This is a genomic window from Lysobacter korlensis (assembly GCF_042434515.1).
Genome location: NZ_JBHLTG010000006.1, coordinates 159,584 through 174,895, shown reverse-complemented (window position 1 = coordinate 174,895; position 15,312 = coordinate 159,584). Strand labels below are relative to the sequence as shown.

14 protein-coding genes and 1 pseudogene are annotated in these 15,312 nt (G+C 68.5%); all 15 read right to left on the bottom strand.

The features are described from left to right. Positions 1-130: 130 nt before the first annotated feature. On the bottom strand, positions 131-2,245 hold the full coding sequence (fusA, locus tag ACFFGH_RS23075; protein WP_386672733.1) for an elongation factor G: 2,115 nt from the start codon (positions 2,243-2,245) through the stop codon (positions 131-133). A gap of 134 nt (positions 2,246-2,379) precedes the next feature. Next, positions 2,380-2,850 (bottom strand): 30S ribosomal protein S7, encoded by a 471-nt coding sequence (gene rpsG / locus ACFFGH_RS23070; protein WP_386672731.1) that lies wholly within the window; start codon positions 2,848-2,850, stop codon positions 2,380-2,382. Then, positions 2,850-3,224: a 30S ribosomal protein S12 gene (rpsL, locus tag ACFFGH_RS23065; protein WP_055787040.1), complete on the bottom strand. Its 375-nt coding sequence runs from the start codon at positions 3,222-3,224 to the stop codon at positions 2,850-2,852. Before rpsL ends, rpsG begins: the two co-directional genes overlap by 1 nt. Positions 3,225-3,516: 292 nt before the next feature. Beyond that, a complete protein-coding gene (locus ACFFGH_RS23060) occupies positions 3,517-4,557 on the bottom strand; it encodes a hypothetical protein (RefSeq protein WP_386672728.1) in 1,041 nt (346 codons plus the stop codon). A gap of 72 nt (positions 4,558-4,629) precedes the next feature. Further along, a complete protein-coding gene (locus ACFFGH_RS23055) occupies positions 4,630-5,238 on the bottom strand; it encodes a hypothetical protein (protein WP_386672726.1) in 609 nt (202 codons plus the stop codon). After that, positions 5,235-5,984, bottom strand: a complete 750-nt coding sequence (locus ACFFGH_RS23050) for a PilN family protein (protein WP_386672724.1) — start codon at positions 5,982-5,984, stop codon at positions 5,235-5,237. Before ACFFGH_RS23050 ends, ACFFGH_RS23055 begins: the two co-directional genes overlap by 4 nt. Further along, positions 5,981-7,024 (bottom strand): type IV pilus assembly protein PilM, encoded by a 1,044-nt coding sequence (gene pilM / locus ACFFGH_RS23045; RefSeq protein WP_386672722.1) that lies wholly within the window; start codon positions 7,022-7,024, stop codon positions 5,981-5,983. Before pilM ends, ACFFGH_RS23050 begins: the two co-directional genes overlap by 4 nt. A 9-nt stretch (positions 7,025-7,033) precedes the next feature. Then, positions 7,034-7,849, bottom strand: coding sequence for a prepilin peptidase (locus ACFFGH_RS23040; protein WP_386673333.1), 816 nt, complete (start codon positions 7,847-7,849; stop codon positions 7,034-7,036). 5 nt (positions 7,850-7,854) lie between these two features. Beyond that, a complete protein-coding gene (locus tag ACFFGH_RS23035) occupies positions 7,855-9,321 on the bottom strand; it encodes a hypothetical protein (RefSeq protein WP_386672720.1) in 1,467 nt (488 codons plus the stop codon). Then, on the bottom strand, positions 9,312-9,911 hold the full coding sequence (locus ACFFGH_RS23030; protein ID WP_386672718.1) for a PulJ/GspJ family protein: 600 nt from the start codon (positions 9,909-9,911) through the stop codon (positions 9,312-9,314). The genes ACFFGH_RS23035 and ACFFGH_RS23030 overlap by 10 nt, the downstream gene beginning before the upstream one ends. Next, positions 9,908-10,348, bottom strand: coding sequence for a type IV pilus modification PilV family protein (locus tag ACFFGH_RS23025; RefSeq protein WP_386672716.1), 441 nt, complete (start codon positions 10,346-10,348; stop codon positions 9,908-9,910). The genes ACFFGH_RS23030 and ACFFGH_RS23025 overlap by 4 nt, the downstream gene beginning before the upstream one ends. Before the next feature lie 85 nt (positions 10,349-10,433). Beyond that, the gene (locus ACFFGH_RS23020; protein ID WP_386672714.1) at positions 10,434-10,844 is read right to left on the bottom strand and encodes a prepilin-type N-terminal cleavage/methylation domain-containing protein; all 411 of its coding nucleotides are present in this window, start codon (positions 10,842-10,844) and stop codon (positions 10,434-10,436) included. A gap of 171 nt (positions 10,845-11,015) precedes the next feature. Next, positions 11,016-12,248 carry a type II secretion system F family protein gene (locus tag ACFFGH_RS23015; RefSeq protein ID WP_386672712.1) on the bottom strand — a complete coding sequence of 411 codons (1,233 nt, stop codon included), beginning with the start codon at positions 12,246-12,248 and terminating at the stop codon, positions 11,016-11,018. A gap of 86 nt (positions 12,249-12,334) precedes the next feature. Further along, positions 12,335-13,537: pseudogene (locus ACFFGH_RS23010) on the bottom strand (type IV pilus twitching motility protein PilT); the annotation flags it as partial. Between the two features lie 26 nt (positions 13,538-13,563). Continuing rightward, complete coding sequence (locus ACFFGH_RS23005; RefSeq protein WP_386672708.1) at positions 13,564-15,234, bottom strand: GspE/PulE family protein; 1,671 nt, start codon at positions 15,232-15,234, stop codon at positions 13,564-13,566. Positions 15,235-15,312 lie beyond the last annotated feature (78 nt).

Here is a 15,312-nt window from a genome sequence, read left to right as displayed (position 1 = left end):
TCCTCCTCAGGACTCGAATGCTGGGCATCCGGCAGCTGGTTGCCGCCGGACGCTCTGCGATTTGGTGTGTATCTACTTTAGGTTGTGTTGCTTGAGGCGACGAACCGTGGGCTCAGCCTCTGGGAGCGGGCTACTCGCCCTTGCTCTTCTGGACGATCTCGTCCGCGACGTTCTTGGGCACCTCAGCGTACGTCTCGAACTGCATCGAGTACACGGCGCGGCCCGACGTGCGCGACCGCAGGTCACCCACGTATCCGAACATCTCCGACAGCGGCACGTTGGCACGGACCACCTTGACGCCGGTCGCGTCCTCCATCGACTGGATCTGACCGCGACGCGAGTTCAGGTCGCCGATGACGTCGCCCATGTACTCCTCGGGCGTGCGGACCTCGACGGCCATGATCGGCTCGAGGAGCACCGGGTTCGCCTTGCGGGCAGCCTCCTTGTACGCCATCGATCCGGCGATCTTGAACGCCATCTCCGAGGAGTCGACGTCGTGCGCTGCACCGTCGAGCAGGGTCGCCTTGACGCCCACCGTAGGGAAGCCGGCGAGCACGCCGACCTGCATCGCGTCCTGGATGCCGGCATCCACCGAGGGGATGTACTCGCGCGGAACGCGGCCACCGGTGACCTTGTTGTCGAACTCGTAGATCTTGTCGGTGGTCACCTCCATCGGCTCGAGCGCGATCTGCACCTTCGCGAACTGACCGGATCCACCGGTCTGCTTCTTGTGGGTGTAGTCGTAGCGCTCGACCGCACGCTTCAGCGTCTCGCGGTAGGCCACCTGCGGCTTTCCGACGTTCGCCTCGACCTTGAACTCCCGCTTCATGCGGTCGACGAGGATGTCGAGGTGGAGCTCGCCCATGCCCTTGATGATGGTCTGGCCGGTCTCCTGGTTCTGCTCGGTCCGGAAGGTTGGGTCCTCCTCGGCGAGCTTCTGGATCGCGGTGCCCAGCTTCTCCTGGTCGGCCTTGGTCTTCGGCTCGATGGCCACCTCGATGACCGGCTCAGGGAAGGTCATCGACTCCAGGATCACCTGGTTGTTGACATCCGAGAGGGTGTCGCCGGTGGTGGTGTCCTTCAGGCCGATGACGGCGTAGATGTGCCCGGCGGTGACGCTGTCGACCGGGTTCTCCTTGTTCGCGTGCATCTGGAAGATCTTGCCGATGCGCTCCTTGCGACCCTTGGTCGAGTTGATGACCTGGGCGCCGGAGTCGATGGTGCCGGAGTAGACCCGCACGTAGGTGAGCCGGCCGAAGAACGGGTGCACGGCGATCTTGAAGGCGAGCGCCGAGAAGGGCTCCTTCGCGTCGGCGTGACGCTCGATGATCTTCTCCTCGTCGCGGACGTCGTGGCCCTCGACCGCCGGAACGTCCAGCGGGCTCGGCAGGTAGTCCACGACGGCGTCGAGCATCGGCTGCACGCCGCGGTTCTTGAACGCGGAGCCGCAGAGCACGGGGTAGAGCTGGCTCGAGATGGTCAGCTTGCGGATCGCACCCTTGATCTCGGCGACCGTGAGCTCCTCGCCCCCGAAGTACTTCTCGAGCAGCGTGTCGTCGGACTCGGCGACGGTCTCGAGCAGCGCGTGGCGGTACTCGTCGGCCTTCTCCTTGAGGTCGGCCGGGATCTCCTCGATCTCGTACTTGGCGCCCATCTGGACGTCACCCTTGGAGTCGCCGCGCCAGGTCAGCGCGCGCATCTCGACCAGGTCGACGACACCCTCGAAGTTCGACTCGGAGCCGATCGGCAGCTGGATGACGAGCGGCTTCGCGCCGAGGCGCTTGATGATGGTGTCGACCGTGAAGTAGAAGTCGGCGCCGAGCTTGTCCATCTTGTTGACGAAGCAGATGCGCGGGACGTCGTACTTGTCGGCCTGACGCCACACGGTCTCCGACTGGGGCTCGACGCCCTCCTTGCCGTCGAACACCGCGACGGCGCCGTCGAGCACGCGGAGCGACCGCTCCACCTCGACGGTGAAGTCCACGTGGCCCGGGGTGTCGATGATGTTGATCTGGGTGCCGTTCCAGAAGCAGGTCGTCGCGGCGGACGTGATCGTGATGCCGCGCTCTTGCTCCTGCGCCATCCAGTCCATCGTCGCCGCACCGTCGTGCACCTCACCGATCTTGTGGGTGATGCCGGTGTAGAACAGGATGCGCTCGGTGGTGGTGGTCTTGCCGGCATCGATGTGCGCCATGATGCCGATGTTGCGGACCTTGTTCAGGTCGGTGAGCACGTCCTGTGCCACGGGGGTTCCTCCGAAAGATTGTTTTTCGCTGGTTGAGCAGCCGCGATGCGGCGTATCGAAACCAGAAGGGTGCCGGATCGGCGATGCTGGCTTCGATACGACGGCTGCGCCGCCTCCTCAACCAGCGAGGTCGCCTACCAGCGGTAGTGCGCGAAGGCCTTGTTCGACTCGGCCATCTTGTGAGTGTCCTCGCGGCGCTTGACCGCGGCACCGAGGCCGTTCGACGCGTCGAGGATCTCGTTGGTGAGGCGCTCGGTCATCGTCTTCTCGCGGCGGGCCTTGGCGTAGCTCGTCAGCCAGCGCAGCGCGAGGGTGTTGGCGCGGTGCGGCTTGACTTCGACCGGCACCTGGTAGGTGGAGCCACCGACGCGGCGGCTCTTGACCTCGAGGGTCGGCCGGACGTTGTCGAGCGCCTTCTTCAGCGTGACGACGGCGTCCTGGCCGGTCTTGCTGGAGACACCCTCGAGCGCGCCGTAGACGATCTTCTCCGCCAGGCCCTTCTTGCCGTCGAGCAGGATCTTGTTGACCAGCTGGCTCACGACGGGGGCGCCGTACACCGGGTCGGCGACGACAGGACGCTTCGGGGCGGGACCCTTGCGAGGCATTACTTCTTCTCCATCTTCGCGCCGTACCGGCTGCGAGCCTGCTTGCGGTTCTTCACGGCCTGGGTGTCCAGAGCGCCGCGGACGATCTTGTAGCGCACACCCGGCAGGTCCTTCACACGACCGCCGCGCACGAGCACCATGGAGTGCTCCTGCAGGTTGTGGCCCTCACCGGGGATGTAGGCGGTGACCTCGGTGCCGTTCGACAGCTTCACACGCGCGACCTTCCGCAGAGCCGAGTTCGGCTTCTTCGGGGTCGTGGTGTAGACGCGGGTGCACACGCCGCGCTGCTGGGGGTTGGCCTTCAGGGCGGGCGCCTTGGTCTTCGTGACCTTGGGGCTGCGTCCCTTTCGGACCAACTGCTGAATCGTTGGCACTGGTCTTGCTCCTTGGGTTGTACTGCCGGTTTATCCGCCGCGCGGCTCGCCGTTTCGCGGCGACACGGGGGTTTCGTCATGTCCCACCGGCGGTCACATGCTTGAGTACTGCTGGCCTGTGCGCTGCTGGTTGGGCGGCGGTGGGGATGTGCGCGTCAGCGAGCCTCACGCGGAAATCCAGCTTCGCCGGGAAATCGGGCGCGCGTCAACGCGCACACCCGGACAAGAATAGCCGCTCGGTGTCCCGTCGGTCAAATGAGCCTGGGCGTCGCGAGTGCCCGACGGAACGCCCTCAGCGAACGTTCACGCGCTCCCGGATGACCGCACCGTTCCGCTCGATCTCCGCCTTGCGCTCCGCCTCATCGCGCTCGAACTCGGCGCGCGCTTCAGCGTTCCTCGCCGTCACCCGGCGCCCGCGGGCGCTGATGACGGCACCCGCCCACAGCGCGACCTCACGAGCCACCAAGCCGGCGGCGATCGCGGTCGGGCTGACGAGCAGCTGGCGGAAGGCGAGCACGGCGGTCTCCGGCGTCAGCGCGGTGGCGCGAAGCAGCAGGAGCGCGCCGATGGTGCCGAAGTAGGTGATCATCCCGACGAACAGGCTGCCGAGCACGAACGACCACCAGCCGGCACGGTTCACGATGAGCGCAAGCAGGATGAACGCGATCGCGAAGAGCAGGACCGGGATGTAGAACCGCGGGTTCCGCAGGAAGTCGGTGTCCAAGCCGGTCCCGAACACGGGCTGCAGCAGGAGGATGAACAGGACGTAGACGACGAGGAAGATGACGGCCGCCAGAAGGGCGATCAGCGCGCCCATGCCGCGGTTGCCCTTGCGCTTCGGCGGCTGCGGCGCGGCGACGTACACGATCTCGCGCTGCGGCGCCGCATGCTCCGCAGCGGCGTCCGGCATCCCGGATGCTGCACGGCCGGAGCCGAGGTGCGCGGACGCCGGGACGGGCTCCGGCTGGCCACCCGGGTGCTCGTCGGCCGACGCCTCGTGCTCCTCCGCGTCGTCGGCCGGTTCGTCCGCGACTGCGGCCGACGTGGTCACGACCTCGTCCGCATTCGCCGTCGGCACCACGGGCTCGTCCGCGGAGCTGCCCGCCGGCTCCCGGTCGAGGGTCGCCTCGACCGCGGTGTCGGGGGCGGTCGGGTCCTCGGGGCCGCGGTCAAGGCGTCGGTCGGGACCGTCCACCGGAGCGGCATCTCCGGCGCGCGTCGCCCCCGCGGCGGCGGCGCCCCCCTCCTCCGTCGGCTCGACGAGCGGGGGTGGTCCGGCCGGGTCCGCCCGGGTGGGCTCGTCGTCGCCTCGCGGCGGCGTCGTGGCATCCATGGTCGCTCCTTCGCCCCGCCGTGACGTGCGGCGCGGGCCTCATCCGTCACCAACTCTAGCGACGGCGTCGTGTCAGCTCTCTGGCGCTGCCTCGCCGAGCAGCACGTACAGGAACCCCCGAAGCGTCGTCATCCCGGGCGCACTGCCATCGGTGATGACCTGCGTCACGGTGAGCAGCCGGTCACCCGTCTGCAGATCGTCGACGAACTCCATCGCCCGCGCCGGATCGCCGGCGACCGTGAGGTTCACCTCGACGGTCACGAGGCCAGCGAGCTCCTCGGGAGCCGCGGGCGCAGCGGCGCCGTCAGCGACCGGAACCACGCCTGCTCCCCCGGCCCCGTACGAGACTCCCTCTCCGAAGGAGATGCTCTGCAGCACGACGTCCGAGGCGATCGCGGTGTTCTCGACCGCGTCGACGAAGTCGTCGGTGGCCGCATCGGCCGGCACCGCCTCGACGAGCGCCTCCAGCTCTCTGCGGTGCTCCTCGATCGACTCGAACTGCTTCCGCAGCGCCGCGTTCGACGCCTCGAGGGCGGCATTCTGGGCAGCGGCGGTGGCCGTCTCCGCATCTGCGGCCGCGATCTCGGCGAGCTTCGGCGAGACGCCGAGCAGCCAGCCGAGGAGCAGGATCCCGATGGCTCCCGCTCCGGCGGCTGCGGCAAGCAGTCGGTTGATGCTCATTCGTTCGCTCCTGTCGCAGCAGCGGCTTCAACGGGCTCGGCGTCGGAGCCCGTTCCGGGCACGGACGCGGGAGCGCCCTCCGGGTCCGGGAACCGTCCGGCGAGGCCCTCGGTGTTCACATTGAAGGTCACGGTGGTCGTCCACGCGCCGTCGACGCTCGCGATGGTGTTGAGCGAGGCGTCGGCGATCGTCGGAAGCTCTGCGATCCGGCGGAGCCATGCGGTCGCGTCCGGCACGGCGTCGGTGACCGCCGTGATGGCGACCTGCGCGACGGACGCGCTGCGGAGGGGACCCGCCGGCGCCGCCTGCGGCTCCCACGGTGCCCTGCCGGTGAGCGCGGCGCTGGTGATCGTCGCGCCATCGGGGAGGGCGGAGCGGTACTCGTCGAGGATGCGCTTCCAGAGCACCTCAGTGGACGTGCCGAGGGAGCGAGCCGTCTCGATGAGCCCGATTCGGCGATTGACATCGATCACTTCGGAGTATTGGGCCTGCTCGGCCACGAGTGCCGCCGTCCGCTGCTGCTCTGCGGCCAGCCGCGCTTCGGCCTGCAGCTCGAGGACGACCGTGCCGCCGAAGCCGACGGCGACGACGAGCGCTGCGCCCGCGACACCGGTGGCGAGCTTCCGGCGGAGCCTCCTGGACTGCTGATGGAGCCTGATCTCCGGAGGAAGCAGGTCGACGCGCGGGACTGCGCCGAGCGAGAGCGTGTTCTTCTTGGCGTTGCTGCCCGGCAGTTCGACGTTCATGCGGCACTCCCGAGGGCGAGGCCGAGCGCGACGGAGTACCGCTCGACGGTCTCGGCGTCGGCGGACTTGGCGATCCGGGGGGCGATGCTGATCTTCCGCCCGGGCTCCGCCGGCACCACCGTGGTCCTCGTCATGTCACCCGTCGCCTTCCCGAAGCCGGCGAGGCGGGAGCCGCCGCCGCTCAGCACGATGGTGTCGAGCCGCGCAGGCGAGTGGGCCGAGAAGTACGCGAGTGTGTTCCGGACGCTGGTCAGCAGCTCACCGACGGATCCGTAGATCACCTCGGCCGCCGCGTGTTCCTCGGGCGTCGAGCCGGCGGACAGACCGAGCCGCAGCTTGAGGTCTTCGGCGTGCTCGCGAGGCAGTTCCAGGCGGCGCATCAGCGCGCGCGTCACATCGTCGCCCCCGGCCGGGATGATGCGCACGAACTGCGGCACGCCGCCGATGCAGATGATGATGTTGGTGGTGTTCGCACCGACGTCGATGTGCGCCACCGCTGTGCCGTCGCCACCCGAGGCCGCGACCGCGCGGGTCAGCGCGAACGGGATGAGGTCCATCTGCACCGGGTTGAGCCCGGCCTCCATCGCCGCGGTGAGGTTCGAGGTGACCGCCTGCTTGATGGCCGCGATGAGCAGGCCACGGACCATCGGCGGCCCGTCACCCGGCTCGCTGGCGATCGGGTAGAAGTCGAGCACGGCCTCCTCGACCGGCACAGGGATCAGGTCCTGCGCGTGGAACTGGAGCGACTCGCGGATCTGATCGAGCGGCATGCTGGGCACCGTGAGGTCCCGGGAGATCACGCTCTGGCCGCCGATGCCGAGCACCACCTTCTTGCCGGCGAAGGCGCCCTCGGCCCAGAGCTGTTTGAACGCCGCCGCGACGGTGTTCACCTCGAGGACCTCTCCCCGCTTGACCGCCCCCTCGGGGAGCGGCACCTCGTGATACCGGGTCAGCACGGGACGTGCCTTTCCCGGTCCTTCCAGCTCGACTGCCCGGAGACTGGTGCTCCCGATGTCGACACCCACGATGTGCGTTGCCATGATTTCCTCTCAGACCAATCCGAAAACACCCAGGTACCAGGAGGCGATCGCACTCCCGGCAAGAATTCCGCCCCACGCGCCGGCCAGCATCCACGGCCCGAACGGGATGCCGGTCTTGCCCGTCGCCCGGCGGGTGGCCAGCAGCGCGAGGCTGAGGGCACCGCCGAGGAGGAAGGCGAGCAGGAACCCGACGAGCAGCGGCGCCCAGCCGAGCCAGCCCGTGAAGAGGCCGAGCACGCCCGCGAGCTTCACATCGCCGAGGCCCATGCCACCCGGATACGACAGCGCAAGGATCAGGTAGAGCCCGAACATGGCCGCCATCCCGATCGCAGCCGTCCCGAGGCGGATGGGCTCCCCCGTCAGCAGCGCCGAAGCGCCCAGCAGCACCGCGCCGACCGGATACCCGGGCAGGACGATCTTGTTGGGCAGGCGCGAGACGTCGAGGTCGATGGCGGCGAGCGCCACGCTGATGGCGGCGAGGTAGAGGTAGGCGGCGAGCGCCAGCGCCGCGCCCACGACCTCGAGCGAGCTCCTGGAATCGAGCACCGGCTCGAGGAAGACAAAGGTCACCAGGGCGAAGAACAGTGCCGTGCCGATCTCGACGAGCGGGTAGCGGGCGGAGATCGGTGCGCCGCAGTCACGGCATCGGGCGCGCAGCAGCAGCCAGGAGAGCACCGGCACGTTGTCGTACCAGCGGATCTCATGCCCACAGGCGCCGCACGCGCTCGCCGGACGCACGATGGACCGTCCCTCCGGCACCCGCGCGATGACGACGTTGAGGAAGGACCCGATCAGGGCCCCGAACACTCCTGCGGCGACGGTCATGGCGATCACGACCCCGCCGCCGTCTCGCGCAGCGCCACGCGGCCGCCCAGCTGCATGCCGGTCTGCACCGGCGTGGTGGCGCCGCCCGTGAGGTCGTAGCCGTCGATGCCGACGGCCCGGAAGGTCAGGGAGGCCTGCTGGCCGAACTCGACCTCACCGCCGTAGAGCTGACCGCGGAAGCCGTTGCGGTCGCTGTAGATCTTGCACGGTGTGTACACCATGGCGGCGATGGCCGCGGAGAAGTCCGCTTCGTTCGTCAGCCGGATCTCACCCGACATGCCACTCGGGGGCGCGCAGGTCGGCAGCTCGTTGGCGGTGCCATCCGGCACGATGAACGTGAGGTCCCGGGTCTCCCCTGCGGTGTCGGTGCTGAAATACAGCTTCCCGAAGGTGAACTGGTGAGCGAAGAGGACGAGGTCGGTGTCGAGCTCGATGGTGTTGATGTCGCTCTGCGTCCGCACCGGTGAGGTGGCGCACTTCGTGAGGAAGTTGATCACGGTCGGCGTCGTGTAGTTCGCCAGCGCGTTCCACTGCGCCGTCGTCTTGTCGATGCTGCAGGGTCCCGTCCAGTTCACGATCGTGTAGCCCCGCGCGGTCCAGAACGCCGGGTCGTAAGGCACGTCGGTCCAGTCCGGGATGGAAGGTGGGGGCGTCGTGGGGCCGAAGGTCACGGTTCCGCCGACCGTGGATTGCGTGACCGATGCGGTGCCGCGGGCCCGGACGTGCGCGCCGATGACGCTCTTGTGCACGATGGCGTTCCCGGAGACGTGCACGGAGCCGAGCACGTCGCACATGTCGAGGTTTGCGCTGCCGTCCTCGAGCAGGAGGTCTCCGCCGATCTCTGCACCGTTGGTGCATTCGACGTCGCCGTGCTTGATCGCGACGGACGTCGCGACGCTGTTCGACTCCGTGGAGAGCTGGAACTTCTTCAGCACCCCGTCGACGGTGTGCGCATACACCGCCGAGCCGACCTGCGGCACCTGCACGATGACGGGCTCGTAGTCGAACAGCGCCTCCATCGTCACCTCGTCACCCGCGGTCGCGCCTGCGACGCCGGGGCTCGACGCGGTGCCGGTGGAGGTCACTCGCACGCTGGTGGTGTTGTTGCCGGGGCATCCTGCCCGCCAGCCGCTTCCGCTGTCGAAGCTCTCGATGACGGCGGCGAACTTCGGGGTCTGTCCGGCGATGGACCGGTACGAGCCCGCGGGGGACGCCGGATCGATGCCCGGAATCGACGGGTCGGCGCAGTCGTTGGTGGTTCGGAGCCCTGCACTCGCGGCGTCGATACCGGCCTCGGCCGCGGCGCGCGCCTGCACCGACGCACGGTCCGAGCTCGTGTGCTTCAGCGCGCCGATCGTGGCCGAGGCCATCGTCGCGCCGAGGAGCAGCAGGACGGCCATCAGGCCGATGACGGCGGCGAGCGCCGCACCGTGCTCATCTGTCTGAAGGCGCCGTCGAAGGATCAGAAGCACTGGTCCTCCTCGAGCGGCGCGGGCAGCGGGGCGAGATCGCCGCTGACCGGGTCGGCCTGGCGGCTGACGGCCTGGGTCTCGATGAGCGCCTTCGGTCCGTCGTCGTGCGACACCTGGAACGCGATATCGACCCCCGCCCCGTTCGCTGAGGCGATCGCCCGGCCGGCGACCGGTTGGACCCCCGAGGTGAGCAGCGTCCAGCCGCTCGTGGCGGCGACACTCACGGGAGCAGGAATCGCTGTCGCGGAGCGCTGCGTGCGGATCTCCCCGCCGGCGAACACCCACGCCTCGCAGTGCGCCCGAGCGCTGCCCACCGTCGGATCGTCGATGATCAGCGTGCGCACGAGCACGGCGCCGGCGAACGGTGTGGTGACCTCCACGGCGCGCGCCTGGCGGACGCCCTTGGTCAGGGTTGCGGCGGCGAGCTGGCCGGAGCGTGCGGCGCTCGTGGTGTCCCGCACCGTGTCCTCGGCCGACATCGAGCTGATCAACATTCCGCCGACCGCGCTGAGGACGAGCACGAGGAGCGCCGACGAGACCATGAGCTCGATGAGCGTGAAGCCGCGGTCCTCGCGGGGACGCGCGCTCACGAGGTCGGCTCCGTGGCGGCGTCGACGTAGAAGAGCGTCCTGGCGGTCAGAGCGGTGCTCGCGACGCCCGCCGTGCTGACCGAGATCGTCACGCGGACGACTCCCGGATAGTTGGCCGGGCAGCCGCCGACCTGACGGGTGGGCTGGAAGGCCACGCCGCGGGCATCCGTGGTGGGGGCGACGGTCGCCGCGCCGAACGCGGTGACAGCGTCGCAGAATGCGGGTGTGGCACGGAGGCGGTCGAGCTCCCGGTTCAGCAGTTGCGTGCCGGTCGCGATCGTGGTGTTGCGCACGCTGGTCTTCATGGACTGCACGAGCACCGGCGCGAACGCCATCGCGAGGAAGGCGATGAGGAACATCGACACGACGATCTCGATGAGGCTGAACCCCTCATCGTCGCGGGTTGCGCCTGCCGGCGCGGATTCCGTCGTGCTCATGTGTGTGCCCCCTCCCCACTGGATATGCAGGTGCCGGGCCGGGTGCCGCTCTCGCGGCAGCCCAGCCCGGCACTCGAACGGTGGTTTACGGGCAGGCGCCCGTGGTGACACCGGAGGTGTCGGTGATGTGGAAGACGTTCGACGTCGACGACACCGCCTGGATGCAGACACCCGCGCTGGAGGAGGTCGGGATGGTGACGGTCACCCCAGCGGTGGGGGTGAAGCCTTCGGTCGCGAGCTGCGCCAGCGTGGTGGGGTAAGTCCCGTTCGTGGTCGTCACATAGGAGATGACGGCGACCTTCGCGCTGCCGAGGTCCGACTTCGCCGCGCCGTCCTTCGCCGAGTCCTGCTGCGAGAGGAAGACCGGGATCGCGATCGCGGCGAGAATGCCGATGATGAGCACGACGACGAGGAGCTCGATCAGGGTGAAGCCCTTCTCGTCCTCCTCCAGACGGGCGCGCTTGGCGTCGAGCGCCTTGTGGATTGCAGAGATCATTTTTTCCATCCTGTTCAACGTTTGAGAACGTGCAGGCGGCCCCCTCATGTAAAGCCCCCACTCACAATGGTCGGCGCCGCCGGCGCCGGTGAGAATCCCTCAGAAGGGGGGTTTTGGGTTGCGAAACGCCCCCAGTTTGCGGGGTTTTCTACCCGCGGACCAGCGTTTTCGCTACTGGACCTGCTGGAAGATGGAGAACACCGGCATGTACAGCGCGACGATCATGCCGCCGATGACCACACCGATGAACGCGATCATGATCGGCTCGATGAGCGCCGTCAGCTGCTCGGTGGTCGAGAGCACCTCGTCGTCGTAGAAGTCCGCGACCTTCGCGAGCATCTGCTCGAGCGTTCCGGAGTCCTCGCCGACCGCGACCATCTGCGTCACCATCGGCGGGAAGACGGGCTCCTGCGCCAGCGGAGCGGCGACCGAGTTGCCCTTCCGCACGGACTCCTGCACCTTCATGAGGGCCTGCTCGACCACCCAGTTTCCCGAGGTGTCCCCGACGACCGACAGTGCCTGCAGGATCGGAACGCCGGAGGCGAGCATCGTCGAGAAGTTGCGGCTGAACCGGGCGATCGCCACCTTGCGGAAGAGGGATCCGAACACGGGCAGCTTCAGCAGCGCCGGCTCCCAGACCTTCCGGACGTCCGGCGAGTTGCGGTTGGCGCGCCACCAGAAGGAGAACGCGACCGCGGCCACGAGGAGCAGTGGCCCGAGCCAGATCATGAGACCGGACAGCCACACCAGGAACTGGGTGGGCAGCGGCAGCTCGCCGCCGAGACCCTCGAACATGCCCTGGAACACCGGAACGATGAAGATCAGCATGCCGATCACCGCGAGCACGGCCATGCCGAGCACCGCGACCGGGTAGGTCAGCGCGGACTTGATGGTCGCCCGCAGCTTGACCTCCTTCTCGTAGTTCTCGGCGACCGACTCGAGCGCCTGCTCGAGGAAGCCGCCGGTCTCACCGCCGCGGACCAGGCTGATCATGAGCGGCGGGAAGTCGTCCGGATGCTTCGCCAGGGCGTCGGAGAGCGATCGACCGGCCTCCACGTCCGCACGGACGGCGTCGAGTGTCGCAGCGAGCTTCTTGTTCTCGGTCTGTTCGGCCAGGATGCGCAGCGTCCGCAGCAGCGCCAGGCCTGACGCGATCATGGTGGCCATCTGGCGGCTCATCACCGCGAGATCCTTGAGGCCCACCCGCTTCTCGAGGAACTTCAGGTTGATCTCGCGGTTGATGCCGGTGCCCGGCTTCGCCTCTTCGATCGCGAGCGGAGCGATCCCCATCCCGCGCAGCCGCGCTGCGACAGAGCTCTCGCTCGGCGCGTCGACCTTTCCCTTGACGAGCTTGCCAGCCGTGTTCCGGCCCCGGTATGCGAAGCTCTGGATCGTCGCGGTCATCAGAAGGTTCTCCGAGCCGAGAACGCGTCCCCGAAGTCGAGGTCCGCCGCCGCGCTGCCGCCGGCCCCACGCCCGGTGAGCCGCGCGAACTCGGCAGCGTCGTGCACCTTCTCGAGCGCCGCCTCGTACGTGATGTCCCCCGCCTTCACCAGCTCGGCGAGATGCTGATCCATGGTGTGCATGCCGAGCCCGCGACCGGCCTGCATCGCCGTGGGGATCTGATGGGTCTTGCCCTCACGGATGAGGTTGGCGACCGCGGGCGTCGCGATCATCACCTCGGTCGCGACGACACGGCCCTGGCCGGAGGCGCGCGGCACCAGTGTCTGGCAGACGACACCCTGCAAAGTCGCCGCGAGCTGGGCCCGCACCTGCTCCTGCTGGAACGGCGGGAATACATCGATGACGCGGTCGACCGTCTGCGGCGCATCCTGTGTGTGCAGCGTGGCGAAGACCAGGTGCCCGGTCTCCGCGGCGGTGAGCGCGACGGAGACCGTCTCCAGATCCCGCATCTCGCCGACCAGGATGATGTCGGGGTCCTGCCGCAGGACGTGCTTCAGCGCGGCGGCGAAGCTGTGGGTGTCACCGCCGACCTCGCGCTGGTTGACCAGCGACTTCTTGTTGCCGTGCAGGAACTCGATCGGGTCCTCCACGGTCATGATGTGGTCGGAGCGAGTCGAGTTCGCGAGGTCGATGAGCGCCGCGAGCGTCGTCGACTTGCCGGATCCGGTGGGCCCGGTGACCAGCACCAGCCCGCGCGGGAGGCTCGCGAACCTTCCGACACTGTCCGGCACGCCGAGGGCATCGAGGTTCTTGATCTCCGTCGGGATGAGACGGAAGGCGGCACCCATCGCGCCGCGCTGCTGGTAGACGTTCACGCGGAACCGTGCGCTCTCGGACAGCGTGTAGGCGAAGTCGAGCTCGAGCTCCCGCTCGAACGCCTCCCGCTGCTGCGGCGACATGATGGCCGTCAGCACCCGCTCCGTCTGCTCCGCGCTCCACGGCTGGAGGCCGTCGATCGGCGCGAGGGACCCGTCCACGCGGATCAGCGGGGCGGCGTTGGCACTGATGTGCAGGTCGGACCCGCGACGGTCGAGCACCTGCTTGAGCGCGGAGCGGAGCTCCGCCGCGGCAGCGGCATCGGCGACATTCGGCATGGGGTCGTCGTGCCGCTGCGGCGCCGGCACGACCGGGGTGAACTGCACCGCGTACTGCTCGTCTCGCGGCTGGTAGCCCGCCGTCCTCGGCTGGTAGCCCTCGAGAACCGGCACCTCGTAGATCGCCTCGTCCATTGCTTTCTCCTTCGTGGCTGCGCCCGTCAGGCGACGACGCGGAGCACTTCCTCGATCGAGGTGAGCCCGAGCCGCACCTTCGCCCAGCCGTCCTGACGCAGCGTCAGCATGCCCTGCTCGCGTGCCGTACGCCCGATCTCCGCACTCGAGGCCCGGGAGACGGCGAGTCGCTCGATCTCCTCCGTGACCGCCATGACCTCGTGCACCGCCACGCGTCCGCGGTAACCGGTGCCGGAGCACGACGTGCATCCGACGGGCTTGTACAGCGCCGGCGGCTGCTCGTCGGGTGCAGACAGGAATCCGAGGAGCTGCAGCTCCTCCGTCGAGTGCTCGTATGGCTGCTTGCATCGCTGGCACAGCCGCCGCGCGAGCCGCTGTGCGACGACGCAGTCGAGGGCCGACCCGACGAGGAACGGCTCGATGTCCATCTCGATGAGCCGCGTGACGGCACTCGGAGCGTCGTTGGTGTGCAGCGTCGACAGAACGAGGTGACCGGTCAGGGACGCCTCGATGGCGATCTGCGCCGTCTCCTGGTCACGGATCTCACCGATGAGCACGACGTCAGGGTCGGCCCGCAGAATCGAGCGCAGCGCGCTCGCGAATGTGAGCCCGGCCTTCGGATTGACCTGCACCTGGTTGACGCCTGCCATCCGGTACTCCACCGGGTCCTCGACCGTGATGACGTTGATCTCCGGCTTCGACACCTCCTGAAGTGTGGTGTAGAGCGTCGTCGACTTGCCGGACCCGGTCGGCCCGGTGACGAGGATCATCCCGTAGGGCTTGGTGTACGAGCTCCGGTAGGTGTCACGGTTGCGGTCCAGCAGGTGCAGGTCGCTCATGCTGCGGCCGCTGGCGTTGTTGTCGAGGATGCGCATGACGACCTTCTCGCCGTGCACCGTGGGGAGCGTCGCCACCCGGAGGTCGATCTTCCGGCCGGCGTGCATGATCGCCATGCGGCCGTCCTGGGGCTTCCGGCGCTCGGCGATGTTGATGTCGGCCATGATCTTCAGGCGCGAGATGACGCCGTTCTGGATGTTGCGCGGGGCCTGCTGGACGTCGTGGAGCACACCGTCGATGCGGTAGCGCACCCGGAGGGATTCCTCGCCCGGTTCGATATGGACGTCGGACGCCTGATCCTGGATCGCCTGGCTGATGAGCAGGTTCACGAAGCGGACGATCGGGGCGTCGTCGTCGCCGGCTTCGACCGCGGCACTCTGTGCCGGCTCGGCCACGGCATGCTCGTCCTGGAACGCGGTGGCGAGGTCGTTCAGCTCGTCGTCCGACCGGTGGAGGCGCTGGATCGCCGCGAGAAGGTCGGCCGACTCGGCGACGGCCTGCTTGATCGGCATCCGCGCAGCGGCCCGCACGTCGTCGAGCGCCAGAACATCGGTCGGGTCGGCCATCGCGACGAGCAGGCTGTCGCCGTCGATCGAGAGCGGGAGCACGCGGTGTCGCCTGCAGAGTCCGGCGGGCACCAGCGAGACCGCCTCCGGGTCCACCGGATAGTCGAGCAGCTCCACGAAAGGCAGCCCGGCGAGCGCCGCGCGGGCCGATGCGAGCTGCGCCTCCGTCAGCTTCCCAGAGGTCACCAGCTCCCGAACGTGCGCTTCGTCACGCTGCGGCTCGCCACTCAGGACATCGAGTGACTCGATCGGCAGCAGCCCACGGATGATGAGAATGTCCGTGACGGTCGTCATGCGCACCTCCCCCGGCATGCAGAAACCCGGGGATCCCCCTCCCCTGGTTGCTCAAGTCAACCGCGGGGCGTGCTCATC

Coding starts and splice junctions, on each gene's coding strand:
- rpsG (WP_386672731.1), bottom strand. CDS start 2,850: ATGCCTCGCAAGGGTCCCGCCCCGAAGCGTCCTGTCGTCGCCGACCCG.
- ACFFGH_RS23050 (WP_386672724.1), bottom strand. CDS start 5,984: ATGAACGTCGAACTGCCGGGCAGCAACGCCAAGAAGAACACGCTCTCG.
- ACFFGH_RS23005 (WP_386672708.1), bottom strand. CDS start 15,234: ATGACGACCGTCACGGACATTCTCATCATCCGTGGGCTGCTGCCGATC.
- ACFFGH_RS23040 (WP_386673333.1), bottom strand. CDS start 7,849: ATGACCGTCGCCGCAGGAGTGTTCGGGGCCCTGATCGGGTCCTTCCTC.
- ACFFGH_RS23015 (WP_386672712.1), bottom strand. CDS start 12,248: ATGACCGCGACGATCCAGAGCTTCGCATACCGGGGCCGGAACACGGCT.
- ACFFGH_RS23025 (WP_386672716.1), bottom strand. CDS start 10,348: ATGAGCACGACGGAATCCGCGCCGGCAGGCGCAACCCGCGACGATGAG.
- pilM (WP_386672722.1), bottom strand. CDS start 7,024: ATGGCAACGCACATCGTGGGTGTCGACATCGGGAGCACCAGTCTCCGG.
- ACFFGH_RS23055 (WP_386672726.1), bottom strand. CDS start 5,238: ATGAGCATCAACCGACTGCTTGCCGCAGCCGCCGGAGCGGGAGCCATC.
- ACFFGH_RS23060 (WP_386672728.1), bottom strand. CDS start 4,557: ATGGATGCCACGACGCCGCCGCGAGGCGACGACGAGCCCACCCGGGCG.
- ACFFGH_RS23020 (WP_386672714.1), bottom strand. CDS start 10,844: ATGATCTCTGCAATCCACAAGGCGCTCGACGCCAAGCGCGCCCGTCTG.